At 63.4% G+C, this 25,109-nt stretch carries 16 protein-coding genes; 9 read left to right on the top strand and 7 right to left on the bottom strand.

What is annotated here, in order from left to right:
* Nucleotides 1-8 precede the first annotated feature (8 nt).
* The gene (gene hppD / locus NKJ89_RS00080; RefSeq protein ID WP_352598844.1) at nucleotides 9-1,124 is read right to left on the bottom strand and encodes a 4-hydroxyphenylpyruvate dioxygenase; all 1,116 of its coding nucleotides are present in this window, start codon (nucleotides 1,122-1,124) and stop codon (nucleotides 9-11) included.
* 137 nt (nucleotides 1,125-1,261) lie between these two features.
* Between hppD and NKJ89_RS00075 the strand changes: the two genes are divergently transcribed.
* The gene (locus NKJ89_RS00075) at nucleotides 1,262-1,729 is read left to right on the top strand and encodes an Lrp/AsnC family transcriptional regulator (RefSeq protein ID WP_023762149.1); all 468 of its coding nucleotides are present in this window, start codon (nucleotides 1,262-1,264) and stop codon (nucleotides 1,727-1,729) included.
* A 29-nt stretch (nucleotides 1,730-1,758) separates the two neighbouring features.
* Here NKJ89_RS00075 and NKJ89_RS00070 read toward each other — a convergent pair whose 3' ends face one another.
* From NKJ89_RS00070 to aztA, 4 genes are all read right to left on the bottom strand, one after another.
* Nucleotides 1,759-2,097 (bottom strand): protein tyrosine phosphatase family protein, encoded by a 339-nt coding sequence (locus NKJ89_RS00070; protein WP_023762150.1) that lies wholly within the window; start codon nucleotides 2,095-2,097, stop codon nucleotides 1,759-1,761.
* 150 nt (nucleotides 2,098-2,247) lie between these two features.
* Nucleotides 2,248-3,189 carry a zinc ABC transporter substrate-binding protein AztC gene (gene aztC / locus NKJ89_RS00065; RefSeq protein WP_352598842.1) on the bottom strand — a complete coding sequence of 314 codons (942 nt, stop codon included), beginning with the start codon at nucleotides 3,187-3,189 and terminating at the stop codon, nucleotides 2,248-2,250.
* 28 nt (nucleotides 3,190-3,217) lie between these two features.
* On the bottom strand, nucleotides 3,218-4,093 hold the full coding sequence (gene aztB / locus NKJ89_RS00060) for a zinc ABC transporter permease AztB (protein ID WP_352598840.1): 876 nt from the start codon (nucleotides 4,091-4,093) through the stop codon (nucleotides 3,218-3,220).
* On the bottom strand, nucleotides 4,093-4,908 hold the full coding sequence (gene aztA / locus NKJ89_RS00055; protein WP_352598837.1) for a zinc ABC transporter ATP-binding protein AztA: 816 nt from the start codon (nucleotides 4,906-4,908) through the stop codon (nucleotides 4,093-4,095). Before aztA ends, aztB begins: the two co-directional genes overlap by 1 nt.
* A gap of 227 nt (nucleotides 4,909-5,135) precedes the next feature.
* Here aztA and NKJ89_RS00050 point away from each other — a divergent pair, with 227 nt between their 5' ends.
* The gene (locus NKJ89_RS00050; RefSeq protein ID WP_352598835.1) at nucleotides 5,136-5,480 is read left to right on the top strand and encodes a RidA family protein; all 345 of its coding nucleotides are present in this window, start codon (nucleotides 5,136-5,138) and stop codon (nucleotides 5,478-5,480) included.
* A gap of 187 nt (nucleotides 5,481-5,667) precedes the next feature.
* Here the strand turns inward: NKJ89_RS00050 and hutC are convergent, their stop codons facing one another.
* Nucleotides 5,668-6,408, bottom strand: a complete 741-nt coding sequence (gene hutC, locus NKJ89_RS00045) for a histidine utilization transcriptional repressor HutC (protein ID WP_352598833.1) — start codon at nucleotides 6,406-6,408, stop codon at nucleotides 5,668-5,670.
* Nucleotides 6,405-7,757: a formimidoylglutamate deiminase gene (locus tag NKJ89_RS00040; RefSeq protein WP_352598831.1), complete on the bottom strand. Its 1,353-nt coding sequence runs from the start codon at nucleotides 7,755-7,757 to the stop codon at nucleotides 6,405-6,407. Before NKJ89_RS00040 ends, hutC begins: the two co-directional genes overlap by 4 nt.
* Nucleotides 7,758-7,855: 98 nt before the next feature.
* Between NKJ89_RS00040 and hutI the strand changes: the two genes are divergently transcribed.
* From hutI to NKJ89_RS00005, 7 genes are all read left to right on the top strand, one after another.
* Nucleotides 7,856-9,100: an imidazolonepropionase gene (gene hutI, locus NKJ89_RS00035; RefSeq protein WP_352598829.1), complete on the top strand. Its 1,245-nt coding sequence runs from the start codon at nucleotides 7,856-7,858 to the stop codon at nucleotides 9,098-9,100.
* Nucleotides 9,088-10,629, top strand: coding sequence for a histidine ammonia-lyase (gene hutH / locus NKJ89_RS00030; RefSeq protein ID WP_352598827.1), 1,542 nt, complete (start codon nucleotides 9,088-9,090; stop codon nucleotides 10,627-10,629). The genes hutI and hutH overlap by 13 nt, the downstream gene beginning before the upstream one ends.
* The gene (gene hutG / locus NKJ89_RS00025) at nucleotides 10,629-11,447 is read left to right on the top strand and encodes an N-formylglutamate deformylase (protein WP_352598825.1); all 819 of its coding nucleotides are present in this window, start codon (nucleotides 10,629-10,631) and stop codon (nucleotides 11,445-11,447) included. Before hutH ends, hutG begins: the two co-directional genes overlap by 1 nt.
* Before the next feature lie 26 nt (nucleotides 11,448-11,473).
* Nucleotides 11,474-13,144, top strand: coding sequence for a urocanate hydratase (gene hutU / locus NKJ89_RS00020; RefSeq protein ID WP_352598823.1), 1,671 nt, complete (start codon nucleotides 11,474-11,476; stop codon nucleotides 13,142-13,144).
* 12 nt (nucleotides 13,145-13,156) lie between these two features.
* Entirely contained in the window at nucleotides 13,157-13,744 is a 588-nt protein-coding gene (locus NKJ89_RS00015; RefSeq protein WP_352598821.1) for a HutD/Ves family protein, read from the top strand.
* A 269-nt stretch (nucleotides 13,745-14,013) separates the two neighbouring features.
* Nucleotides 14,014-22,617 carry a glycoside hydrolase family 94 protein gene (locus NKJ89_RS00010; RefSeq protein WP_023762193.1) on the top strand — a complete coding sequence of 2,868 codons (8,604 nt, stop codon included), beginning with the start codon at nucleotides 14,014-14,016 and terminating at the stop codon, nucleotides 22,615-22,617.
* Between the two features lie 510 nt (nucleotides 22,618-23,127).
* Entirely contained in the window at nucleotides 23,128-24,909 is a 1,782-nt protein-coding gene (locus NKJ89_RS00005) for a glucan ABC transporter ATP-binding protein/ permease (protein ID WP_023762195.1), read from the top strand.
* Nucleotides 24,910-25,109 lie beyond the last annotated feature (200 nt).

Genomic DNA, 25,109 nt, shown 5'->3' with positions numbered 1-25,109 from the left:
TTGAGGTTTCAGGCCGCTTTGCCATCCACCTTGATCACGCCGCGCTTGATCTGGTCCTGCTCGATCGATTCGAACAGCGCGCGGAAATTGCCCTCGCCAAAGCCTTCGTCGCCCTTGCGCTGGATGAACTCGAAGAAGATCGGGCCGATCACAGTTTTCGAAAAGACCTGCAGCAGGATCTTGGTCGTGCCGCCGTCGACGACACCTTCACCGTCGATCAGGATGCCGTGCTTCTTCATCCGCTCGATCGGCTCGTCATGGCCGTTCACCCTGGCATAGGACATGTCGTAATAGGTTTCCGGAGGGCCGGGCATGAATTTCAGCCCGTTGTCGGCGAGTTTGTCGGTGGCTGCGTAGATTTCGTCGGTGCCGACCGCAATGTGCTGGATGCCTTCGCCATTGTACTTCTTCAGGTACTCGGCGATCTGGCTGGTCTCGTCCTTGGATTCGTTGAGCGGAATGCGGATCTTGCCGCAGGGCGAGGTGATGGCGCGGCTGACCAGGCCGGTGATCTTGCCGTCAATGTCGAAGAAATGGATCTGCTTGAAGCCGAACAGGTTGCGGTAGAAATCCCACCATTTGTCCATCTGGCCACGATAGACATTGTGGGTCAGGTGATCGAGATAATAGAAGCCGACGCCTTGCGGCCGCGGGTCGCGTTCACCCAGCCATTCGAATTCGGCATCGTAGGCAGAGCCTTTCTCGCCGTAGGTCTCGATAAAGTAGAGCAACGAGCCGCCAATGCCGACGATTGCAGGCACATCGAGCGCCTTGTCGGTGCCTTCGTAGGGCGTCGCGCCTTTGGCAACAGCGTGGTCGAAAGCGTGTTTGGCATCGACCACGCGCCAGGCCATGGAGGGCGCGCAGGGGCCGTGCTTATCGACGAATTTCATCGCATGCGAGCCGGGCTCGGCATTGACGACATAGTTGATGTCGCCCTGGCGCCAGACTGTGATGTCCTTCGTGCGGTGCTTGGCCACCGCGACATAGCCCATCCGGGTGAACAGTTCGGCGAGTTTCTGCGGCTCCGGATGCGCGAACTCGACGAACTCGAACCCATCTGTGCCGGCGGGGTTGTCCTTGCTGATCTTGGCGGGTGGGGCATCGTGCGGGAAGGGGCCCATGATATTCCTCCGGATCTGGCCTGGCCTGCAAAGGCCATCTGACGCCATCATAACGCGGAGCCGGTGCACGGTGCTTGCATTCAAACGCTTGAAATGGTCATCTTATGCGCGAAGTATGCATGTTGTTGGACAAAGCCATGGATGAGACGCGCATTGACCAGTTTGACCGCAAGATAATGGCGCTCTTGCAGGGCGATGCGCGGTTGACCAACAATGATCTTTCGGAGCGGGTGAACCTGTCGGCGTCGCAATGCTCGCGCCGCCGCCAGCGGCTGGAGGAAGACGGCTTTATCAAGGGCTATCGCGCTGTTCTCGACCGCGACAAGCTCGGTTTTTCCTTGGTCAATGTCATCTCGGTGACATTGGCCACCCACAATCGCGACAATGCGCGGCGCTTCGGCGAACTGGTGGCGCGGCTGCCTGAGGTGCAGGAGGCGCACGCGCTGACCGGCGAGATGGACTACATCCTGAAAGTGGTGACGCCCGATTTGAAGTCGCTATCGGAATTCGTCAACGGAGTGCTCCTGCCGCACGAATCCGTGCAGCACGTGAAAACGGCGATCGTGCTGGAGACACTGAAGGAAACCGGCGCGCTGCCGATCTGACTGTTGGCCCGATTCGACCTTCGGCCGATCTACCCCTTCGACTGTTGGATCAGCCCATAAAGATTGGTGCAGCGCGCGCCTGAACGGCAATAGGCGAAGACCGGGCCGTCGAGCTCATCCAGTGCCTCGGCCTGATCCTCGACATTCTCGGCCGTGATCTGGCCGCTGATGACGGGGATGTAGCGGAAGGCGAGGCCCTCGGCTTCCACCGCCGCCTTGAGCGTGTCGGCCGAAGGCTGGCCGGGCTGCTCGTCGTCGGGTCGGTTGCAGATGACGCTCTTGAAGCCGGCGGCCTTGATGGCGGCGACGTCTTCCGGCTGTATCTGGCCCGAGACCGAATAGTCCTCACTGATTTCGCGGTATTCCATGGCAGTATCCTCGCAAACTGGTCAGGCGGCAGTCTTGCCACTCCCCGACATGTGCGGCAATCCGCACCGAAGGAATTCTCTGCCAAATAGACATTGCGCGCCAGAAAATCCAACCGGGCCGATGCGGCCCGGTTGGATGACCCTTCAAACTCAGCTGCCGAGGATCGCCCCTTTGATCTGGCGGATGTTGTTGTGCATCATGTCGATATAGGTCGAGGCCGGGCCGTCGGGTTGCGACAGCGCATCCGAATAGAGCGTGCCTCCGACCTTGATGCCGGTCTCGCTCGCGATCTGCTCGATCAGGCGCGGGTTGGTGATGTTCTCGACGAAGATCGCAGCCGCTCTGTCCTGTTTCACCTGGGTAACCAGCTTGGCGACGTCGGCGGCGGACGGTTCGGAATCGGTCGAGATGCCTTGCGGGGCGAGGAAGGTCAGGCCGTATGCGTGTTCGAAATAGCCGAAGGCATCATGCGAGGTGATGACGACGCGCTTGTTCTCCGGAATCGAGGCGATCGCCGCTTTCACTTCGCCTTCGACTGCATCGAGCTTCTTGGTGTAGGCGGCGGCATTGGTCTGGTAGCTGACGCAGCCGTCGGAATCGGCCGCGCAAAAGGCTTCGGCGATGTTCTTCACATAGATCCTGGCATTGGCGATCGACTGGAAGGCATGCGGATCGGTGACCGTCTTGCCGCCACCGGTGCCGGCACCTTCGGCGGCGTCGGCATCGGCGAATTCAGGCTTGAAATCGATCGGCTTAACACCCTTGGTCAAGGTGATGATCGAAGCCTTGGTCGCGCTGGCATCGACCAGCCGCTGCAGAAACCCTTCGAAGTGCAGCCCGTTGACCAGCACGATATCGGCCTTGGCCATGGCCACCGCATCGGCCGGGCTCGGCTCGTAGACATGGGCGTCGCCATCCGGCCCGACGATGGTGGTTACATCGATACGGTCGCCGCCGACATTCCTGGCAAAATCGGCGATGACGGTGAAGCTGGCGACCACTTTCAATGGTGCCGCGAAGGCCGACGATGCACCAAAGGCAGTTAATGTTAGAACGCTCATCGTGAGGGCGGCGCGGATCGATTTCAGCATAGACGGGTCTCCTTTAGGGGGCGGGGGATCAGGCCGTTCTGTGACGGTGATGGACGATGCGGGCGCGCAGAATGCCGCGCGTGCCGAACAGGATCGAGGCGAAATAAACGACGCCTGCCGACAGGATGATGGCCGGGCCGGATGGCAGCGACGCGTGATAGGACAGGAGCAGCCCGGCGACGCAGGAGGCAAAGCCTATCAGCACCGCCAGCACGCACATCGGCTCGACGCGCACCGTCCAGAAGCGGGCGGCGGCGGCCGGCAGCATCATCAGCCCCACCGACAGCAAGGTACCGAGTGCCTGGAAGCCGCCGACGAGGTTGAGCACGACAAGGCCGAGGAAGATGAAATGCACCGGGCTGCCGAGCCGGCTGACCGAGCGCAGAAACAGCGGGTCGAGGCATTCGGCGACCAATGCCCGCCAGAAGATGGCAAGGCTGACCAGCGTCACCGCGACGATGCCGCCGATCAGCGTCAGCGCTTCATCGTTGAGCGCCAGCACGGTGCCGAACAGCACATGCATGAGATCGACGCTGGAGCCGCGGATCGACACCATCAGCACGCCGATGGCGAGCGAAATCAGATAGAACGCCGCCATCGAGGCGTCTTCGCGCTGGATGGTGAAGCGCGATACAGCACCTGCGCCGAGCGCGACGATGATGCCGGCGATCAGGCCGCCGATGGTCATCGGCAAAATTTCCAACCCATAGAGCAGAAAGCCGGCGGCAGCTCCGGGCAGGATGGCATGCGCCATCGCGTCGCCCGACAGGCTCATGCGCCGCAGCATCAGGAAGACGCCGACCGGGCAGGCGCCGAGCGATAGCATCAGCGAGCCGATCAGCGCCCGCTGCATGAAGCCAAAATCGGCGAAGGGCGCGATGAAAAGACTGTAGAGCGTATCCATCAGGCAGCCCTCGGTCCGACGCCGTGGTGGTGGTGGTCGTGATCATGATGGTCGTAATCGTGCCCATGGCCGTGATCATGCTCGTCTGGCTCGCACCAGGGCGCATTCTCTTCCCAGGCTTCGTGGAAGCGGCGGGCGCGCAAAAGATTCTCTGGCTTCAGCGTTTCCCTGGTTTCGCCCCAGGCGATCGGTTGGCGGGCGAGAAGCAATGTTTCGGGGAAATTCTGCCGCACCAGATCGAGATCGTGGACGACCACCATGATGGTGCGTTCCTCGCCGTGCCAGTGTTTGATCAGTGCGATGAGGTCGCCAACCGTCTTGGCATCGACCGCGTTGAACGGCTCATCGAGCAGGATGAGCTCAGCGTCCTGCAACAGCACACGCGCAAACAGCGTGCGCTGCAACTGGCCGCCCGACAGCGTATCGATCGGTCGCTTCTCGAAGCCGCCCAGGCCGACCGCCATCAGTGCTTTGGCAACATCATCGCGATCTTGCCTGGTGTAGCGGCCGAGCAGGCCGCGCCGTGGCCACAGGCCAAGCGAGACCAGATCCACCACTCGTGCCGGAAAGGAGCGGTCGAGTTCCGACTGCTGCGGCAGGTAGGCGGCGCGAATGCCAGGCGCGCGGACGACCTCGCCGGCCATTGGTTTCAACACGCCGACAATGCCTTTCATCAGCGTCGATTTGCCGGAGCCGTTGGCGCCGACGACGGCCGTCAGCGAACCCTTGCGGATGGTACCGTCAAGATGATGGATTGCGGGATGGCTGCCGTAGCCAAGCGTCAGGTCGCGGAATGTCAGGCATGTGTTTGTCATTCTGCGATCCGTGGGGCGGCGAAATCCGGCTGCGGGCAGCGGCCGACTGGATATGTGATGTTATTACATTAGTCAACAAGCCAATCCGGCGGAATTGCGGCTGGCGGGTCAACTTGCCGTGTGTGGATATCATATGCCCTTGGCCCAAGGGGATTCGACCTGGCGACCTTGCCCGATGCCGGCCGCAACTCTAAAGAGGCGCAACCGCCACAGGAAGGAACCATCCAATGAGCATTCGTCGCATCGATGTTGGCCCGCGCATGAGCCAGATCGTCATTCACCGAGATACCGTCTATCTGGCCGGTCAGGTCGGTAAGCCGGGCGGCAACGTCGCTTCGCAGACTCAGGATATCCTGGCGGCCATCGATGAACTGCTGGCCAAGGCCGGCTCGGACAAGACCAAGATCCTGCAGGCGATCATCTGGCTGGCCGACATGAGCACCTTTGCCGAGATGAACTCGGAATGGGACAAGTGGGTGCCGCAAGGCAACACGCCGGCCCGCGCCACCGGCGAAGCAAAGCTCGCCGGGCCGGAATATCTGGTCGAGATCATTATTACGGCCGCGATCTGAAGCGTTGAAGCTGCCAATCTCCCCCCTTGTGGGGAGATGCCTGGCAAGGCAGAGGGGGCGCTGTCCCGCCAGCCTTTCAGTCTGATTGATTGATGCTCTTCCAGCAAGTTCCATGACAGAAGTTGGCGCTCTACGGCGCCCCCCTCTGTCCTGCCGGACATCTCCTCCACGAGGGGGGAGATCAGCCTCACCCCTGCGACGGCGTGAACCTTGCCACCAGCGTGTGGCTCTCCGCCGCGTAGGTAAAGCGCACATGGGTGACCGGGTGATCGGCGCTCCATGTCCGACGCTCGACCACGAGGCACGGCGCGCCGGCTGCGATATCGAGCGCGGCCGCGATATGCCTGTCGGCGGCGACAGCGCGAATGCGGTGCTCGGCTTCGCTCCACGGCACCCGGCCAATCAGCCACGGTCCCGGTGCTATGGCCACGAATTCCTCGTCTGCTGCCTCGGGCACGGCGGTGAGATTGATCAGCCGCTGTTCATGCGCGAATGGCCGCTCGCCCGCGAAATGCCCACACTCCAGCGCCAGCACCGGCCCGGCCATGCCCAACTCCAGCAGTGCGCGATCCTCGGCACTGCTGCGCCTTTTGTGTCGCGCCACGCGCTCGTAGCGATAGGCCAGGCCAAGCGCCTCGACCTCGATTCGGATGTCATGGATTTCCAGTACCGCAGCCTGCGACTGCGGTCGGCGGACGAAGCTGCCGGAACGACGCCGGCGTTCGATCAGTCCCGCCTTGGCAAGCTGCGACAGCGCCTTGTTCACTGTCATGCGCGAGCAATTGTATTGCGCACTCAGTTCGTGCTCGAACGGAATGCGATGGCCGGGTGGCCAGGCACCGGACATGATGCGTTCGCTGATGTCGGACAGGATGCGCTGGTGCAGCGAGATGCCACCTTCCGCATCCGCAATCTCGACAATGCTCATGCCGAAAGCGCCGTCATCACGCCGCGAAACCGCTCGGCGATGGCCTCGCGCCTGGCATGCCGGCCGCCGCTGACCTGTTTTTGGCCATGCACCCAAACGCAGTCGACCTTGCTGCCATTGGCGAAGATCCAGGCGTCGAGGATTGCGTCGCCGGTCTTGCCGGCCAGCGAGGGACTGCCCGCGTCGAGCGAGACGAGATCGGCGGATGCGCCGGCGGCGATCGCTGAGGTGCCGGCACCAAGCGCGACGCTGCCGCCGTCAAGTGCGGCGTCGAATAGCGCGCGGCCGGTCGAACCGCTGGCGACCGCCAGCACGTTGCGGGCGCGGTGCGCGAGGCGCTGCGAATATTCGAGCTGGCGCAATTCGTCGGGCAGCCCGATCAGAACGTTGGAATCGGAGCCGATTCCGAAGCGGCCGCCATGCTCTCTGAACAGCGGCGCGGCAAAAATGCCGTCGCCGAGATTGGCCTCGGTGATTGGGCAGAGACCGGCAATCGCGCCGCTCTTGGCCATGCCGATCGTTTCCGCATCGGTCATATGCGTGGCGTGGATCAGGCACCAGCGTTGGTCGACCTCGGCATGGCCAAGCAGAAATTCGACTGGCCGCGCGCTCGACCAAGCAAGGCAATCCTCGACCTCCTTCACCTGCTCGGCGACGTGGATGTGAATCGGCCCGTCCGGCGCCATGGCAGCCACCTCGGCCAATTCCTGTGGTGTCGCCGCGCGCAAACTGTGCGGGGCAACGCCGACAACGGCTTGGTTCAAAGTGCGAACGGATTCCCGGCTTTTCTCAACAAGCCGGGAGAACCGACTCACATCGTTAACGAATCGCCGCTGGCCTTCGTTCGGAGCAGCGCCGCCGAAAGACGAGTGCGCATAAAACACCGGCAGCAGCGTCAGGCCGATACCCGTTTCGCCGGCCGCCGCCGCAATGCGCTCGGCCATCTCGGCGAGGTTGGAATAGGGTTTTCCGTCGCTGTCGTGATGCAGATAGTGAAATTCGCCGACGCGCGAAAAACCGGCCTCCAACATCTCGACATAGAGTTGTGCTGCAACAGCCTCGACCTGATCGGGCGTCATCGCCAGGGCGAAGCGGTACATCACCTCGCGCCAGCTCCAGAAACTGTCGGCGGAGGGGCCGCGAAGCTCGGCAAGGCCGGCCATGCCGCGTTGGAAGGCGTGACTGTGCAGGTTGGGCATGCCGGGCAGCAGGATGGCGTGACGTTCGTCGCCGGCCTGCGCTGTGGCTCCAGGTTCGACGCCCGTGATGCGTCCCTTGGCGAAGGTGAGCCGCACATTGTCGTGCCAGCCACTGGGAAGGAGTGCCTGTTCCGCGAAGATATCAGTCACTTTTCTCTCCGGTTCTTTGTCTCTCGTGCGATGATGGCACTTGCAGTGCGTTTCAATATGTATATACATAATCGCCACCGATTGAAATGGAAAAGATGATGGTTGCAGAGAGCAAAAGCCGGGCAGGGGCGGCTCGCATCTGGCGCAATGCACGCTTGGCGACGTTGGCCGAAAATGCGGCCGGACTGGGCATCGTCGAACGGGGCGCGATCGCTGCACGTGACGGCCGCATAGTCTTTGCCGGTCCCGAATCGGAGATCCCGGCGGCATTTGCCAAGCGTTCCGAGACGATCGATTGCGAGGGCCGCTGGATCACGCCCGGCCTGATCGACTGCCACACCCATTTGGTTCATGCCGGCAACCGCGCCAACGAGTTCGAGATGCGGCTGGCCGGCGCAACTTATGAAGAGGTCGCCAGGGCCGGCGGCGGCATTGTCTCCTCGGTCAAGTCGCTGCGCGCCGCCAGTGAGCGCGAGTTGGTCGCGCAATCGCTACCCCGCCTCGATGCGCTGATCGCCGAGGGTGTGACCACGGTTGAGATCAAGTCGGGCTATGGGCTTGATCTGGAAAATGAGAAAAAATCGCTGCGTGCTGCGCGGCAGTTGGGCAACGTGCGTCCGGTGACGATCCGCACAACTTTCCTCGGCGCCCATGCCCTGCCGCCGGAAGCCGAGGGTGACAAGGACAGTTTTATCGATCTGGTCGCCAAAGAAATTCTCCCTGCGATTGCCGCCGAGGGGCTGGCCGATGCCGTCGACGGCTTTTGCGAGGGCATTGCCTTTTCGCCGGACCAGATGGCGCGCGTCTTCGAGGCGGCCAAGGCTGCCGGCCTGCCGGTCAAGCTCCATGCCGACCAACTGTCCAACCTGCACGGCGCCGAACTCGCCGCCCGCTATGGCGCACTGTCGGCCGATCATCTCGAATACACCGATGAGGCGGGTGCAGCGGCGATGGCCAGAGCGGGAACCGTGGCGACGATCCTGCCCGGCGCCTACTACTTCATTCGCGAAACCAAGAAGCCGCCGATCGGCCTGTTTCGCCAGCAAGGCGTCAAGATGGCTGTCGCCACCGACAACAATCCCGGCACCTCGCCGCTGACCTCGCTGCTTCTGACCATGAACATGGCGGCGACCTTGTTTGGCCTGACGATCGACGAATGCCTTGCCGGCGTCACCCGCGAGGCCGCCCGGGCGCTTGGCAGGCTGGGTGAAACCGGCACGCTCGAAGCCGGAAAATCCGCCGATCTGGCGATCTGGAACATCGAGCGCCCCGCCGAACTCGTCTACCGCATGGGCTTCAATCCGCTGCATGCCCGCATCTGGAGAGGACAATGCCCGAACTAACCCTGAAGCCCGGCAACGCGACGCTGGCCGACTGGCGCGCCATCTACCGCGGCGCCATGCCCAAGCTGGACCATGCCTGCCGGCCGAAAATCAAGGCGAGCGCCGAAGCCGTCGCCAGGATCGTTGCCAAGGGCGAGCCGGTCTATGGCATCAACACCGGCTTCGGCAAGCTGGCAAGTGTCCGCATCCCGGCTGAGGATCTCGAGACCTTGCAGCGCAACATCGTGCTGTCGCACGCCGCCGGCGTCGGCGAGCCGATGCCATCAGCCGTTTGCCGGCTGATGTTGGCGCTGAAGCTCGCCAGCCTGGCGCAAGGTGCGTCCGGCGTGAGGCCGCAGACCATCGAATTGCTCGAAGGCATGCTGGCGAACGACGTCATCCCGGTGGTGCCGGCGCAAGGGTCTGTCGGCGCCTCCGGCGACCTTGCCCCGCTGTCGCACATGACGGCGGTGATGATCGGCGTCGGCGAATGCTTCACCCCGCACGGCCGTTTCCCGGCCAAGGTGGCCTTCGTCTCGCACGGGCTGGAGCCCGTGACCTTGGGCGCCAAGGAAGGCCTGGCGCTGCTCAACGGCACGCAGTTTTCGACCGCCTATGCGCTGGCCGCCCTGTTCGAGGCCGAAGTGCTCTATCAGTCTGCACTGGTCGCTGGTGCGCTATCGACCGATGCCGCAAAAGGCTCGGACGCCCCCTTCGACCCGCGCATCCATGCGCTGAGACAGCATCGCGGCCAGATCGAGACGGCGGACGCGCTGCGCAATTTGATGGCCGGCAGCGCCATCCGCGAATCGCACCGGGTTGGCGACGAGCGCGTGCAGGATCCGTATTGCCTGCGCTGCCAGCCGCAGGTCATGGGCGCGGCGCTCACCGTCCTGCGCCAGGCCGCCGACACGCTGGGCACCGAGGCCAATGGCGTCACCGACAATCCGCTGATCTTCGCCGAGGACGACACCGCGCTTTCGGGCGGCAATTTCCACGCCGAGCCGGTGGCCTTCGCCGCCGACATGATCGCGCTCGCGGTCTGCGAGATCGGTTCACTGTCGGAACGCCGCATCGCCATGCTGGTCGACCCGGCATTGTCGGGCATGCCGGCGTTCCTGACGCCGAAGCCCGGCTTGAACTCCGGCTTCATGATCCCGCAGGTGACGGCGGCAGCCCTGGTTTCCGAGAACAAGCAGAAGGCCTATCCGGCCAGCGTCGATTCGATACCCACTTCGGCCAACCAGGAAGACCACGTTTCGATGGCCGCGCATGGCGCGCGCCGGCTGATCGGCATGGTCGAGAACGCCACCGCGGTCATCGGCATCGAATTGCTGGCCGCGGCACAAGGCTGCGACTTCCATGCCCCGCTGGCGTCGAGCGCGGCACTTGAAGCCGTGCGCAAGCTGGTCCGGGGGGAGGTGCCGCATCTCGACAATGACCGGCATTTCCACCCCGACATGGAAAAGGCCATCGCCATGGTGCGCAGCGGCGCGACCATCAGGGCAGCCGGCACGGTAGCGCTGCCGTCGATTTCTGGAGCGGCATGATGGCAAGCGCGCCCTGGCTCACGATAACGCGCGGCACGGCCCCGTTGGTGGTCTCGATCCCGCACACCGGCATCGACCTCGCCGGCCTCGAGAACCGGCTGGTGTCGCCCTGGCTTGGCCGTCGCGATTGTGACTGGTGGATCGACAAGCTTTACGATTTCGCCACCGACCTTGGGGCGACCGTCGTGCACACGGCTATCTCGCGCACCGTCATCGACGTCAACCGTGATCCGTCCGGCGCCTCGCTCTATCCCGGTCAGGCGACGACTGGCCTGTGCCCGACCGAGACTTTCGACGGCGATCCGCTGTATAGGGCCGGCGAAGAACCGGGGCCGTCGGAGATCGACGAGCGCCGTGAAAAATTCTTCGCGCCCTACCATGCCGCCCTGCAGGCCGAGATCGACCGGCTGCGAGGCCTGCACGAAAAGATCGTCGTCTATGACTGCCACTCGATCCGCTCGGTGCTGCCGCGCCTGTTCGAAGGGATACTGCCGGTGTTCAATCTCGGCACCAATGACGGCACGAGCGCCGATCCGGCCTTGCAGGCGATGATCGGCCAGATCATGGCCGAAACCGGCGAAGCTTATGTCGTCAATGGCCGCTTCAAGGGCGGCTGGATCACACGCCATTTCGGCCAGCCGCACCAGGGCGTGCATGCGCTGCAGATGGAGCTCTCCAATCGCGGCTATATGCGCGAGCCCGACGGCAAGGGTATGCCGGACAATTGGCCGGTGCCTTACGATGCCGAGTTCGCAGCACCGATCCGCGCCACGCTGCGGAAAATCCTCGAGGCCGCGACATCCTGGGCGCGCGTCTGAAATTCGATCCTTTTTGGAGTGACGCCATGAACAATCCTCGCCACAACATCCGCGAAGTCCGCAGCCCGCGTGGCACGGAAATCAGTGCCCGCTCCTGGTTGACGGAAGCACCGCTGCGCATGCTGATGAACAATCTCGATCCGGACGTCGCCGAAAATCCCAACGAACTGGTCGTCTATGGCGGCATCGGCCGCGCGGCGCGCACCTGGAACGATTTTGACCGCATCGTCGCGTCGTTGAGGACGCTGGCCGATGACGAGACTTTGCTGGTGCAGTCGGGCAAGCCAGTCGGTGTGTTCCGCACCCATCCGGACGCCCCGCGCGTGCTGATCGCCAACTCCAACCTCGTGCCGCATTGGGCGACTTGGGAAAAGTTCAACGAGCTCGATAAGAAGGGCCTGATGATGTACGGCCAGATGACGGCCGGTTCGTGGATCTACATCGGCACGCAAGGCATCGTGCAGGGCACTTACGAGACCTTCGTCGAAGCCGGTCGCCAGCACTATGGCGGCAATCTGAAGGGAAAATGGATCTTGACTGCCGGCCTCGGCGGGATGGGCGGCGCCCAGCCGCTCGCCGCTGTCATGGCCGGCGCCTGCTGCCTGGCGATCGAATGCAATCCGGACTCGATCGATTTCCGCCTGCGCACCCGCTATGTCGACGAGAAGGCCGAGACCCTCGATGAAGCGATGGAGATGATCGAGCGCTGGACCAAGGCCGGCGAGGCGAAGTCGGTAGGCCTGCTGGGCAATGCCGCTGAGATCGTCCCCGAAATATTCAGGCGCGGCATTCGCCCCGATATGGTCACCGACCAGACTTCGGCTCACGACCCTATCAATGGCTATCTGCCGAAGGGCTGGACGATGGCCGAATGGCGCGAGAAGCGCGTCAGCGACCCCAAGGCGGTCGAGAAGGCGGCCCGCGCTTCGATGCGCGAACATGTCGAGGCGATGGTGGCTTTCTGGAACGCCGGTGTACCGACGCTCGACTATGGCAACAACATTCGCCAGGTGGCCAAGGAAGAAGGCTTCGAGAACGCCTTCGCCTTCCCCGGTTTCGTGCCGGCCTATATCCGCCCGCTGTTCTGCCGAGGCATCGGCCCGTTCCGTTGGGCGGCCCTGTCGGGTGATCCGGAGGATATCTACAAGACCGACGCCAAGGTGCGCGAACTGACGCCCGGCAATACCCATCTGCACAACTGGCTCGATATGGCGCGTGAGCGCATCGCCTTTCAAGGGTTGCCGGCACGTATCTGCTGGGTTGGTCTCGGGGACCGGCATCGGCTCGGCCTCGCTTTCAACGAGATGGTGGCCAAGGGCGAGCTGACGGCGCCGGTCGTCATCGGCCGCGATCACCTCGATTCCGGCTCGGTCGCCTCGCCGAACCGCGAAACGGAGTCGATGAAGGACGGCTCGGATGCCGTGTCCGACTGGCCGCTGCTCAACGCATTGCTCAACACGGCGTCGGGCGCCACCTGGGTGTCGCTGCACCATGGCGGCGGCGTCGGCATGGGCTTCTCGCAGCACGCCGGCATGGTCATCGTCGCCGACGGCACGCGCGAAGCGGCCAAACGACTGGAACGGGTATTGTGGAACGACCCGGCGACCGGCGTGATGCGCCACGCCGATGCCGGCTACGACATCGCCATCGAATGCGCCAGGGAGCATCAGCTCAACCTGCCCGGCATTCTCGGCTGATTGCCTGAACCGATGCGCATTCTGCGGGCAGCCGAATACCGGTCGATGCCGTGGAAGAACGGCGGTGGCGTGACGACCGAAATCGCCGTCTCCCCCACTGGGGCCGGCCTCGACGACTTCGACTGGCGCGTCTCGATGGCGCGCGTCGAATCGAGCGGCCCGTTCTCGCAGTTTGCCGGCATCGATCGCACCCTTGCCGTGCTCGAAGGCGAGGGCATCATCCTCGAGATTGCCGGCTACCCGCCGACATCCATAAACAGGGCGACCGCTCTGTTTTCCTTCCCGGCCGACGTGCAGACCTCGGCCGCGCTGATCGGCGGGCCGACCACCGATCTCAATGTCATGACCCGCCGAAGCCGGATGAGGCATTCGGTCGAACGCCTGTCGATTTCGACACCCGCGGAAATCCGGACTGAAGCCGGTACGACCCTCATCTTGTGCTTGAACGGCGAAGTCACTGTGCCCGGCGCCGAACCGGTTCGCCTCGGAGCGCTGGACACCTTGGTAGCCGGTTCGGACAGCGCCAGCCTGCTTGTCCAGCCAGCCCATGCCGCAACGCTGTTCGTGATCCGGATCGGCGGCATTTCCGGCAATGGTTAACGCTTGTTTCCAAACATGATCGCGATGCCGACGAATTATAGCGTAAGCTGAAGGCGGGCATCACGAAAAAGCCCCAATCCTTCCGTCGATCGGTCCCGACGGGGAGAGGGGCGCTCGTCGTTGTTTTTCGCTGAGAGATGACGCCCTGTCGCGGTGCGGAAACAAACTTTCGGCAAATGGGGCTTATGCAACCAATTGCAATTGAATCGGTTTTAGGGCCATTGCCGTGGCGGTGACGCCGCTGGACTGCCCCGCTTACGGAATTTTCAATGAATATTCAGACGACCCCTGCCCAAATCGAGAAGACAAGCGCGAGCTTCCCGGCCATCACCGAAGAGCCGATCCGCTCCAATTACCTGCCTGAGGAGCGCCTTCGGCTGCTCGGTGAAAGGCTGGCAAACGGCGACCTCACGGATTTGTTCGGCCTGACGCCTTTCGATTTTCAGGCCCGTATCCGTGACAGTGCCAAGAAGATTTTGGAAGTCTACCGGTCGACGAATGCGGCGCAGGCGAGGGGCGAGACGATCACGCCGTCGGCTCAATGGCTGCTCGACAACAATTATCTGGTCGAAGAGACCATTTTCCAGGTCAAGCGCGATCTGCCGCGCCGCTTCTATCGCCAGCTGCCGACCCTGAAACTGCCTGACAACGGCAGCGTGCCGCGCGCGCTGGCGCTGGCCTGGACCTATATGGCGCATTCGGACAGCTCCGTCTCGGCGACGATGTTCAAGTCTATCGTCCAGGGTTTTCAATCGGTCGAGCCGCTGAAGATCGGCGAACTCTGGGCGCTGCCTTCCCTGTTGCGCTTCGTCCTAATCGAGAATCTCCGCCGGTTGGCGGTCAGGGTCAACCGCACCCGTCAGATGCGCCAGATCGCCAACGATGTGGCGGACAAGGTTCTGGCGATCGACGACAGTTCCGACCGGCAGGCAATCCTGTCCAACTTCAGCGCCCATGCGCAGGACACCACCTTTGCCACCCAGCTGCTCTACCGTCTGCGCGATGGATCGCAGAACGCCGGCAAGGCCCTGGAATGGCTAGAAGGCGAACTCGAAAAGGCCGGCTCCGACGCCGAGGAAATCATCATTTCCGAACATCAGACGCTGTCCAGCGGCAATGTGACGACGGGTAACATCATCCGCGGCCTGCGCCTCATCAACGACGTCGACTGGACCGTTTGGTTCGAAGGCGTCAGCCGCATCGATACCGTGCTGCGCGAGCGCACCGATTTCGCCGCGCTCGACTTCTTCTCGCGTGACCAGTACCGGACTGCGATCGAGGAACTGGCGCGTCGCTCGGACCTCTCCGAATATCGTGTCGCCGACAAAGCCATCGAACTGGCCGGCCACGCCGCCGGCGAGACCATGTTGCGCGATGATGTCGGCGATGCCGTATCAACGCCATCCGCCCACACCGATGTGGGTTTCTTTCTCGTCGGCCCACGCCGGCTGGAGCTGGAGAAAGCGATCGGCTATCGGCCTACCGTCAGCCAGACGTTCAAACGAGCCTTCCGCAAGACCGGATGGCTTGGCATCGTCGTGCCGGTGTTTGCGCTGACGGCCCTGCTTCTGGTCCTCTCCGGCAATGCACTCGCCAATCTCGGCCTGTCGGTGCCGTCGATCGCCCTGATGCTGGTGCTGTTTGCAGTGCCGGCCAGCGAGGGCGCGCTCGCCTTCTTCAACACTGTCGTTTCGCTGTTCCTCAAACCGACGCGCCTCGTCGGCTACGATTACAGGCACGGCGTGCCGCCCGAGGCGCGCACGCTGGTGGTGGTGCCGTCGCTGATCGGTTCACGCGACGACGTCGAGGAGAATGTCCGCAACATCGAGGTGCATCATCTCGCCAACACAGCCGATGAAATCCATTTCGCGCTGCTGTCGGACTGGCCCGACAGCAAGACCGAGATCGATGCGGCGGATACTGAAATCCTCGAATTCGCCCGCGCCGAGATCGCCCGTCTCAACGACCGCTATCCCTCCGAAGGTGCGCCGCGTTTCTACATCCTGCACCGGCGCAGGCTCTTCAATGCGGCTCAAGGGTCCTGGATGGGCTGGGAGCGCAAGCGCGGCAAGCTGCACGAGCTCGACCTTCTGCTGCGCGGTGACAGCGACACCACCTTCCTGCCGCTCGATGTGCCGTTACCGGAGAACGTCGTCCATGTGATGACGCTCGATGCCGACACGCGCACCACTCGAGACGCGGTCGCGACCATGGTCGGCAAGCTTTGCCACCCGCTCAACCGCCCGCATTTCGATGCCAGCAAGCGCGTCGTCACGGCTGGCTATGCGATCCTGCAGCCGCGCATCACCGCGTCGCTGACCAGCGGCGACGATGCATCGTTTTTCCAGCGGGTCTTTTCGGCCAATCGCGGCCTCGACCCCTATGTCTTTGCCGTGTCCGATCTCTATCAGGACGTCTTCGGCGACGGATCTTTCACTGGAAAGGGCCTCTATCATGTCGACGCCTTCGAGGCGGCGCTGCAGGGCCGTATCGAGGAAAACACCATCCTTAGCCACGATCTGCTGGAGGGCGCGCTGGCTCGCGCGGCGCTGGTCACCGACGTCGAACTGGTCGAAGACTATCCGACGCGCTACTCGGTCGATGCCTCGCGCCACCATCGCTGGGCACGCGGCGACTGGCAGCTCCTCGGCTTCATGCTCGATCCGCGCTCCGGCGTGCCGGCTCTGTCGCGCTGGAAGATGATCGACAATCTGCGCCGCTCGTTGACACCAATCTTCTGGGTGATGGCGGCGATCGGCGGCTGGACGCTGCTGCCCTTCACGCAGGCGGCGCAATGGCAGGCCTTGCTGATCCTCAGCCTGTTCATGGCGCCGACATTCAACATCGTCAACGCCATCCTGCCCAAGAGCGGCGACCAGACGCCGCGCGGCCATTTCTCGGCGCTGGCACGCGACGTTGCCTTCGGCACCGCCATGGTGGCGCTGAAGATCGTGCTGATGGCGCACAACGCCTGGATGATGGGCGACGCCATCGTCCGCACGCTGTACCGGCTGTTCGTCAGCCGCCAGAATCTTTTGGAATGGCGCACTGCCTCGCAGGCGCATAAGAGCGGCGACAATAGTGTCGGTTCCTATTACGGCATGATGTATGGCGCCGTGATCATCGGCTTCGTCGGCCTTGCCATTCCGGTGCTGGCCGATTCCACCGGTGCCTTCGTCGCCTTCTTCTTCGCGCTGTTCTGGATTGGCTCGCCCGCCATCGCCAGTTGGATCAGCCGTTCGGCCGAAACCGAGGATCGCTTGCGCATATCGCAAGCTGACATCCATGCGTTGCGCACGGTGGCACGGCGCACATGGCACTATTTCGAAAGCTTCGTGACGTCAGAGCACCACCATCTGCCGCCCGACAATTTCCAGGAAAGCCCGGCGCCGGTCGTCGCACCACGTACCTCGCCGACCAATATCGGCGTCTACCTGCTGTCCGTCGTATCGGCCCGCGATTTCGGCTGGATCAGCCTGTCCGATGCCATCACCCGCATCGACGCCACCATGTCGACGATCGAGGGTATGCCGCGCGACCGCGGCCACCTCTTCAACTGGTACGACACGACGACACTGAAGCCGCTCTACCCGCTCTACATCTCGGCCGTCGACAGCGGCAATCTTGCCGGCCATCTGGTGGCTGTGGCGGCAGCCTGCGCCGAATGGGCGGAGGCACCCTCCGTCCATCTCCAGGGTGATTTCGAAGGCATTCTCGACACGGTCACCGTTCTCAGCGAAAGCCTTGATGAGTTGCCCGATGACCGTCGCCAGCTGCGCCCCCTGCGCCAGCGCCTCGCCGACCGTCTCGACGGCATGCGGCGCGCGGTCGACACCATCAAGGCGCAGCCGGAGATGGCGTCGATCCGCACCATCAACCTGGCTGTGCTTGCCGGCGAGATCCGCAAGCTTGCCACAGCTATCCACACCGAGGCGGCGTCCCCCCAGAGCGACGTCATCGTCGACTGGGCGGCAAGGCTGGAGGCCACCTGCGAAGCGCACGTCCATGACGCGCACAGCGACGACAATGCCGTCGAGGCGTTGCGTGCCAAGCTGATCACCCTGCGCGAGCGCACGCGCCGCTTCGCCTTCGAGATGGATTTCTCCTTCCTGATGCGGCCGGAGCGCAAATTGCTGTCGATCGGCTACCGGGTCGAGGAACACCAGCTCGACGAAAGCTGCTACGATCTTCTGGCTTCCGAGGCGCGGCTGACCAGCCTGTTCGCCATCGCCAAGGGCGACCTGCCGACCGAGCACTGGTTCCGGCTTGGCCGACCGATCGTCGAGATCGGGTTCCAGGGCGCACTGATGTCGTGGTCCGGCTCGATGTTCGAATATCTGATGCCGCCACTGGTCATGAAGGAGCCGCACGGCTCGATCCTCAACCAGACCAGCAAGCTGATCATCAAGCGCCAGATCCAGTATGGCCGCCAGAAGAACGTACCGTGGGGCATTTCGGAAGCGGCCTACAATGCCCGCGACCGTGAACTGACCTACCAGTACACCAATTTCGGCGTGCCCGGCCTTGGGCTGAAGCGCGGCCTTGGCCAGAACACGGTAATCGCACCTTACGCCACCATATTGGCGGCACAGTTCAACCCGCGTGAGGCGGTGCACAATCTCGCCCGGCTCAGGGAAGTCGGCGCACTAGGCCGCCACGGCTACTATGATGCCGTCGACTTCACGCCGCAGCGCGTGCCCGAAGGCACCGACCATGTCGTCGTGCAAAACTACATGGCGCACCATTCGGGCATGTCGATCGTGGCGGTCGCCGACGCCATCTTCGAAGGTCGCATGCGCGACCGCTTCCACAGCGATCCGGTCATCGAATCGGCCGAATTGCTGCTGCAGGAGAGGGCGCCCCGCGACATTCCGACCGCGACCGTCAGGACCGAGGCCGACGAACGCTCCAAGGACGAGACCGAGATCGAGAGCCCTGACACCCGCATCGTGCTCAACCCGCTGCAATCGCTGCGCTCGACCAGCGTCATGTCGAACGGTCGTTATTCGGTGATGGTCACGGCGACCGGCTCGGGCTACAGCCGCTGGGGCGATCTCGCCGTCACCCGCTGGCAGCCGGACCCGACCGAGGACCGGCTTGGCTCCTACATCTTCCTGCGAGACGCCGATACCGGCGACTGGTGGTCGGCGACGTCGGAGCCGAAGCGTGCGGTCGAGGAAACGGCGCAGACCTTGTTCTCCGACGACAAGGCGAGCTTCGTCAAATCGGTGGGGACGTTGCGCTCCGAGGTCGAATGCATCGTCGTTTCGGAAGGCAACGGCGAGGGGCGTCGGGTTACGCTCTACAATGATGGCCCATCCGACCGTCACATTGAAGTGACCTCTTTTGCCGAACTGGTGCTCGGTCTGGAAGCGTCCGACAACGCGCATCCGGCCTTCTCGAAGATGTTCGTGGAAACCGAAATCTCTGCGAATAACGCGGCGATCTTCGCCACACGGCGCAAGCGCGAGACCAGCGAGCCCGATATCGCCATGGTGCATTTCGTCACCGATCCGTCAGGGTCGGCGCGCGATGCCGAGGCCGAGACCGACAGGCGCGCCTTCATCGGCCGTGGCCGTACCATTGTCGACGCAGCCGCGTTCGATCCGGGCGCCAGGCTCGGCGGCCATTCAGGCTTCACGCTCGATCCCGTCGCCTCGCTGCGCCGGCAAGTGCGGGTGCCGGCCAACAAGAAGATATCGTTGACTTTCTGGACCGTGGTCGGCGCCGGCCGTGCCGAACTGGACGAGGCTATCGCCCGGCTCGATCATCCCGAGAGTTTTGCCCGCCAGGCCATGCTCGCCTGGACGCGCAGCCAGGTCCAGACGCGTCATATGGGCCTCAGCCTGACCGATGCCGCCAATGTGCAGAAGCTGGCGCGCTACCTGATCTATCCGGATCCGTTCCTGCGTCTCCCCGCCGAGTCCATTTCCACGGGGCTGGGCAAGCAGTCGAGCCTGTGGCCGACCAGCATTTCCGGCGATTTCCCGATCTTCCTGGTCAGGATCGGTGACGTGGCCGATCTGGAAATCGTCGCCCAGGCGTTGCGTTTCCAGGAATATATGCGCAGCCGTGGCATGATGATCGACTTCGTCGTCGTCAACGAGCAGGCGTCCTCCTATGTCCAGGACCTGCAACGGGCGGTCGAGACGCTATGCGAAAACAGCCGTTTGCGCGGCAAGGAGCTCGGACCTCGCCAGCACATTTTCGCGGTGCGCCGCGATCTTATGGACGACACGACCTACAAGACGCTGCTCGCCGTGGCCCGCGTCGTCCTGCACACGCGCAACGGCACCATCTTCGACCAGATTGAGCGGGCTGAAGCAGCCGCCTTGCAGGCGCGCGACGCCCTGCTGCCGACAGCATTTCCGGTTCCGCGTGACCTGCCATCGCCGACGCCCACGACGCATGCATTCGCCTCGCAGGCGGTGGCCAATGTCAGCGCCGATGGAAGTGGGCTCAGCCAGTGGAACGGGTTTGGCGGTTTCGATGGCGACGGGCGGCACTATGTCGTGCGCCTGGCCGGCCGGCGAACGACGCCGCAGCCGTGGATCAACGTCGTCTCCAACGCCTCGTTCGGCTTCCATACCTCGGCCGAGGGTGCTGCATTCACCTGGAGCCGAAACAGCCGCGACTACCAGTTGACGCCATGGTCGAATGATCCGGTTTCGAACCGGCCGGGCGAGGGCCTCTACATCTACGATCAGGCCAGCGGCAAGGCGTTCTCGCCGCTCGCCGCCATGGTGCGCGATCCCTCGATGACGTACGAGGCCTGGCATGGCCAGGGTTTCTCGACCTTCCGTTCGAGGCGCGGGCCGTTGTCGATGGATCTTACCCATGTCGTCGATCCGGTCGATCCGGTGAAAATTTCGCGGCTGCGTATCCAGAATGCCGGTTCGGTGCCGGCACGGCTGCGTGTGTATGCCTATGCCGAATGGGTGCTCGGCGGGCATCGGTCGCGCACGGCGGCAACCATCGTTCCGGCGCGGGACGCTGCCAGCGGCGCGTTGCTGGCGCAAAATCCCTATGGTCTCGATTTCGGCGAGCGGGTGGCCTTCCTCGCCGCTGATGGCGGCGTCCATTCGGTGACATCCGACCGCTCGGAGTTCCTCGGCCGGCATGGCTCCAGCGAGCTTCCGCAGGCGGTGCTAAGCGGTGCTGGACTGTCGGACCGTGTCGAGGCCGGCGACGATCCGTGCGCGGCGATCGCCCGCGACATTGAGATTCCGGCCGGCGGCGACGTGACGCTGCTCTGGCTGCTCGGTGACGCCGAATCCGCCGAGGAGGCGAGTGCCTTGGTGCGGAAGCACCGAGCCAAGGATTTCGACCAGCGTCTGGCCGACAATGAGCGCGAGTGGCGTGGTTTCCTCGACACCATCCAGGTCGAGACGCCGGACAAGGCGCTCGACGCCATGGTCAATCACTGGCTGCCCTATCAAAGCCTGACCTGTCGCATCCGTGCCCGCTCCGCCTTCTATCAGGCCAGTGGTGCGTTCGGCTTCCGCGACCAGTTGCAGGATACGCTTGCGTTGCTGGCGCATGATCCGCAACTGGCGCGCGACCAGATACTCAACGCGGCACGGCGGCAATTCCCCGAAGGCGACGTGCAGCACTGGTGGCTGCCGCGCACCGGTGCCGGCGTGCGCACCCTGATCTCCGACGACGTGGTCTGGCTGGCTCACGCCACGGCGCGCTACCTGTTGGTCACCGGTGATGTCACCATACTGAAGGAGCAATTGCCCTTCATCGACGGGCAGGCGCTGGGCGATGATGAGCACGATGCCTTCTTCACTCCGGAAATCTCGAAGAAGACGGCGTCGCTCTACGACCATTGCGCGCGCGCGCTCGATCTCGCCATCAAGCGCAGCAGCCCTGCGGGCCTGCCGCTGATCCTCGGCGGCGACTGGAACGACGGCATGAACCGCGTCGGCGGGCACGGCAAGGGCGAGAGCGTATGGCTCGGCTGGTTCCTGTTGAAAACTCTGGGTGACTTCGCTCCCGTTGCCAAGGTCGAGGGCGATGCCAAGCGTGCACAGGCCTGGGCGAAACATGCCGACGTGCTGAAGCGGGCGCTTGAAAGCACGGCATGGGACGGCGAGTGGTATCGGCGCGGCAGCTTCGACGATGGCAGCCCGCTGGGGTCGCGAACATCGCAGGAATGCAAGATCGACTCGATCGCCCAGTCCTGGAGCGTGCTTTCGGGAGAGGGCGATCCGGCGCGGTCGACGACGGCGATGGAGCAGGCGACCAAGCTGCTCGTCGACGACAAGCTCAAGATCGTCAAGCTGTTCACGCCGCCCTTCTCGAAGACGGATAAAGACCCAGGGTATATCAAGAGCTATCCGCCCGGTGTGCGCGAGAATGGCGGCCAGTACACCCACGCCGCCACATGGTTCGTCATCGCGCTTGCCGAGATGGGGCGGACCGACGAGGCCTATCGCTGTTTCTCGATGCTGAACCCCGTCAATCATGCGATCGACGAGGCCTCGGCCGAGCACTATCGCGTCGAACCTTATGTCGTGGCGGCCGATATCTATGCCGGGGACGGCAATGCCGGCAACAACAAGGGCGGCCGTGGCGGCTGGACCTGGTACACCGGCTCCGCCGGCTGGCTCTACAGGGCGGCGGTAGAAGGCATCCTCGGCATCGAACGGCGCGGCAAGCGTGTCCAGTTCAAGCCGAAACTACCCACTCACTGGGACGGCTATTCGGCAACCCTCAAGATGCTGGGGGCGGAACTCAAGGTTCGCGTCATCCGCGACAATAAGGCCAAGGCCGTGACGCTGGAGGTGAACGGGGCAAAGACCAAGGCTTCGGCGCTCGAACTGAGGGCTGGCGAAGTTACCGACGTCATCGTCAGGATCCCGGCCTGATGCATGTTGCCCCAAAAGCGTGCTCCCGGACCTAGCCCCGGGGGCTCGGTTTTTGGGCCATGACGAGATGCGCGGCGCCATGCCGTCCGGCGTTGCCGTCGGCCCGGCTGAAGGCGATGCCTCTGAGAAGCACATGAAATCAAAGGCTTGGGGTGCGCCGTAACGGTCGCCTCGATCGACGAGACGTAGTCCCCGTCGCTAGGCGGGGCGCAAGCGCACTTGGCTTTGGCCTATACTGCGCAGAAGGAGATTTCGGCCTTGGTCATGCGCCCGACATTGCCGCTGATTAAAATTGTGGCAGCGTGTGCCAACTGCCATGATTTCGCCGTATGCCTGACATTTTACCTGTCTTCTCAAACCGTTAGGTGATCACGGCAGATTTCGGAACGTCGCCATCTTTTGTTCGCTCTGAGGGAACTGAAGAGGTACACGGCCATTGTTTTGCGACGTATCAACCGATACGAGTCAAATGATGCAGTGCACAATAAACAGCATGGCGGAGTAACTGGGGTGACCCTTCTGCAAATCTACTGGCGAGCGCTCGGATATCTCGCCCAGGACAGGAAGCGCGTCGCGTTGATCTGTTCGGCCAATGTGGCTCTCGCCATCATCGCCATTCTTGAGCCGATCATGTTCGGACGGGTGATCGATGCGATTTCCGAACGCGGCTCGGTGTTTACGACACTTGCCCTGTGGGCTGGCCTCGGCGCTTTCAACATCGTGGCATTCGTGCTGGTGGCGCGCGGCGCGGACCGCTTTGCCCACAAGCGCCGTAGCGAGGTGCTTTGCGACTCGTTCGAGCGCGTGATCACCATGCCGCTTGCCTGGCACCACCAGCGCGGCACCTCCAACGCCCTGCACACCCTGCTGCGCGCGGTCGAGACGCTGTTCAGCCTGTGGCTCGAATTCATGCGTCAGCACCTGTCGACGGTGGTTGCGCTGTTCCTGCTGATCCCGACCGCGGTCAGCATGGACCTGCGCATGTCTATGGTGCTGCTGGCGCTCGGTGCGCTCTATGTCGGTATCGGCCGGCTGGTGATGAAGCGCACCAAGGCGGGTCAGGCCGCCGTGGAGCGCCACTACCATAAGGTGTTCGCGCACGTGACCGACTCGGTCAGCAATGTTGCCGTGTTGCAGAGCTACAATCGTCTCGGCCACGAGGCCGATACGCTGCGCCTCTATGTCAAGAACCTGCTCGACGCCCAGAACCCGGTGCTCGACTGGTGGGCGATGGCCAATGCGCTGCATCGCCTGTCCTCGACGATCTCGATGATGGTCGTACTGTTGATCGGCGCCTATCTGGTCACCCACGGTCAGCTGCGCATCGGCGACGTCATCGCCTTCACCGGCTTTGCCACGCTGCTGATCGCCAGGCTCGACCAGATGTCGGCGTTCGCGAACCAGATTTCGGAGGCCCGTGCCAAGCTCGAGGACTTCTACCATCTCGAGGACTCCGCGGCCGACGCCGCCGAGCCGGACGGCTTGCGCGATCTCGCCAACGTCACCGGTCATGTCCGCTTCGAGAATGTCGGTTTCGAATTCGCCAATTCTGGCCATGGCATCGACGACGTGTCCTTCGAGGTCCAGGCTGGCCAGACCGTCGCCATTGTCGGCCCGACGGGCGCCGGCAAGACGACGCTCATCAACTTGCTGCAGCGCGTCTTCTCGCCATCGCAAGGCCGTATCCTGATCGACGGCATCGACACCCGCACCGTGACCCGCAAGTCGCTGCGCCATTCGATCGCCACCGTGTTCCAGGATGCGGGCCTGCTCAACCGCTCGATCGAGGACAACATCCGCGTCGGCCGTGCCGATGCGAGCAATGACGAGATCCATGCCGCCGCCAATGCGGCTGCCGCGCAGGACTTCATCCTGTCGAAGAGCAATGGCTACGACACGCTGGTCGGCGAACGTGGCGGCCAGCTATCGGGCGGCGAACGCCAGCGCATCGCCATTGCCCGCGCCGTGCTGAAGGACGCACCGATCCTGGTGCTCGACGAGGCGACCAGCGCGCTCGACGTCGAGACCGAGGATCGCGTCAAGGAAGCGATCGACGAGTTGCGGCGCGACCGCACCACCTTCATCATCGCCCACCGCCTGACCACCGTTCGCGACGCCGATCTGGTCGTGTTCATGGATAAGGGCAGGGTGATCGAGATGGGCGGCTTCACCGAGCTGTCGCTGCGCAATGGCCGCTTTGCCAGCCTGCTGCGCGCCGGCGGCCTGCTCAACGACGAGGAGGTTCGCCGCCTCAGCCGCAGTGTGCAGCAACAGCAGGAAGCCGCGGCCTGATCTTCTTTCTTCTACCTCCCCCTTGTGGGGAGGTCGGACCGTAGGTCCGGGTGGAGGGTACGGGCGCCATCGCCGCTCCCCCACCCCGCTGCTTCGCAGCGACCCTCCCCACAAGGGGCAGGGCTATCGCATATGAGTAAAGAGGCTAAGCAGGTTTTGATCGGCCCATCGTGCCTTGAGTCGTTTGTGGCTGAGCGGGA

The sequence above is a fragment of the Mesorhizobium sp. M0047 genome (genome assembly GCF_040323315.1).
Lineage (GTDB): Bacteria > Pseudomonadota > Alphaproteobacteria > Rhizobiales > Rhizobiaceae > Mesorhizobium.
This window is presented reverse-complemented; position numbering and strand designations above follow the sequence as displayed.

Bases quoted from the DNA above. Each gene is read 5' to 3' on its own strand.
- hppD (WP_352598844.1), bottom strand. From the start codon at position 1,124: ATGGGCCCCTTCCCGCACGATGCCCCACCCGCCAAGATCAGCAAGGAC.
- NKJ89_RS00075 (WP_023762149.1), top strand. From the start codon at position 1,262: ATGGATGAGACGCGCATTGACCAGTTTGACCGCAAGATAATGGCGCTC.
- NKJ89_RS00070 (WP_023762150.1), bottom strand. From the start codon at position 2,097: ATGGAATACCGCGAAATCAGTGAGGACTATTCGGTCTCGGGCCAGATA.
- aztC (WP_352598842.1), bottom strand. From the start codon at position 3,189: ATGCTGAAATCGATCCGCGCCGCCCTCACGATGAGCGTTCTAACATTA.
- aztB (WP_352598840.1), bottom strand. From the start codon at position 4,093: ATGGATACGCTCTACAGTCTTTTCATCGCGCCCTTCGCCGATTTTGGC.
- aztA (WP_352598837.1), bottom strand. From the start codon at position 4,908: ATGACAAACACATGCCTGACATTCCGCGACCTGACGCTTGGCTACGGC.
- NKJ89_RS00050 (WP_352598835.1), top strand. From the start codon at position 5,136: ATGAGCATTCGTCGCATCGATGTTGGCCCGCGCATGAGCCAGATCGTC.
- hutC (WP_352598833.1), bottom strand. From the start codon at position 6,408: ATGAGCATTGTCGAGATTGCGGATGCGGAAGGTGGCATCTCGCTGCAC.
- hutI (WP_352598829.1), top strand. From the start codon at position 7,856: ATGGTTGCAGAGAGCAAAAGCCGGGCAGGGGCGGCTCGCATCTGGCGC.
- hutH (WP_352598827.1), top strand. From the start codon at position 9,088: ATGCCCGAACTAACCCTGAAGCCCGGCAACGCGACGCTGGCCGACTGG.
- hutG (WP_352598825.1), top strand. From the start codon at position 10,629: ATGGCAAGCGCGCCCTGGCTCACGATAACGCGCGGCACGGCCCCGTTG.
- hutU (WP_352598823.1), top strand. From the start codon at position 11,474: ATGAACAATCCTCGCCACAACATCCGCGAAGTCCGCAGCCCGCGTGGC.
- NKJ89_RS00015 (WP_352598821.1), top strand. From the start codon at position 13,157: ATGCGCATTCTGCGGGCAGCCGAATACCGGTCGATGCCGTGGAAGAAC.
- NKJ89_RS00010 (WP_023762193.1), top strand. From the start codon at position 14,014: ATGAATATTCAGACGACCCCTGCCCAAATCGAGAAGACAAGCGCGAGC.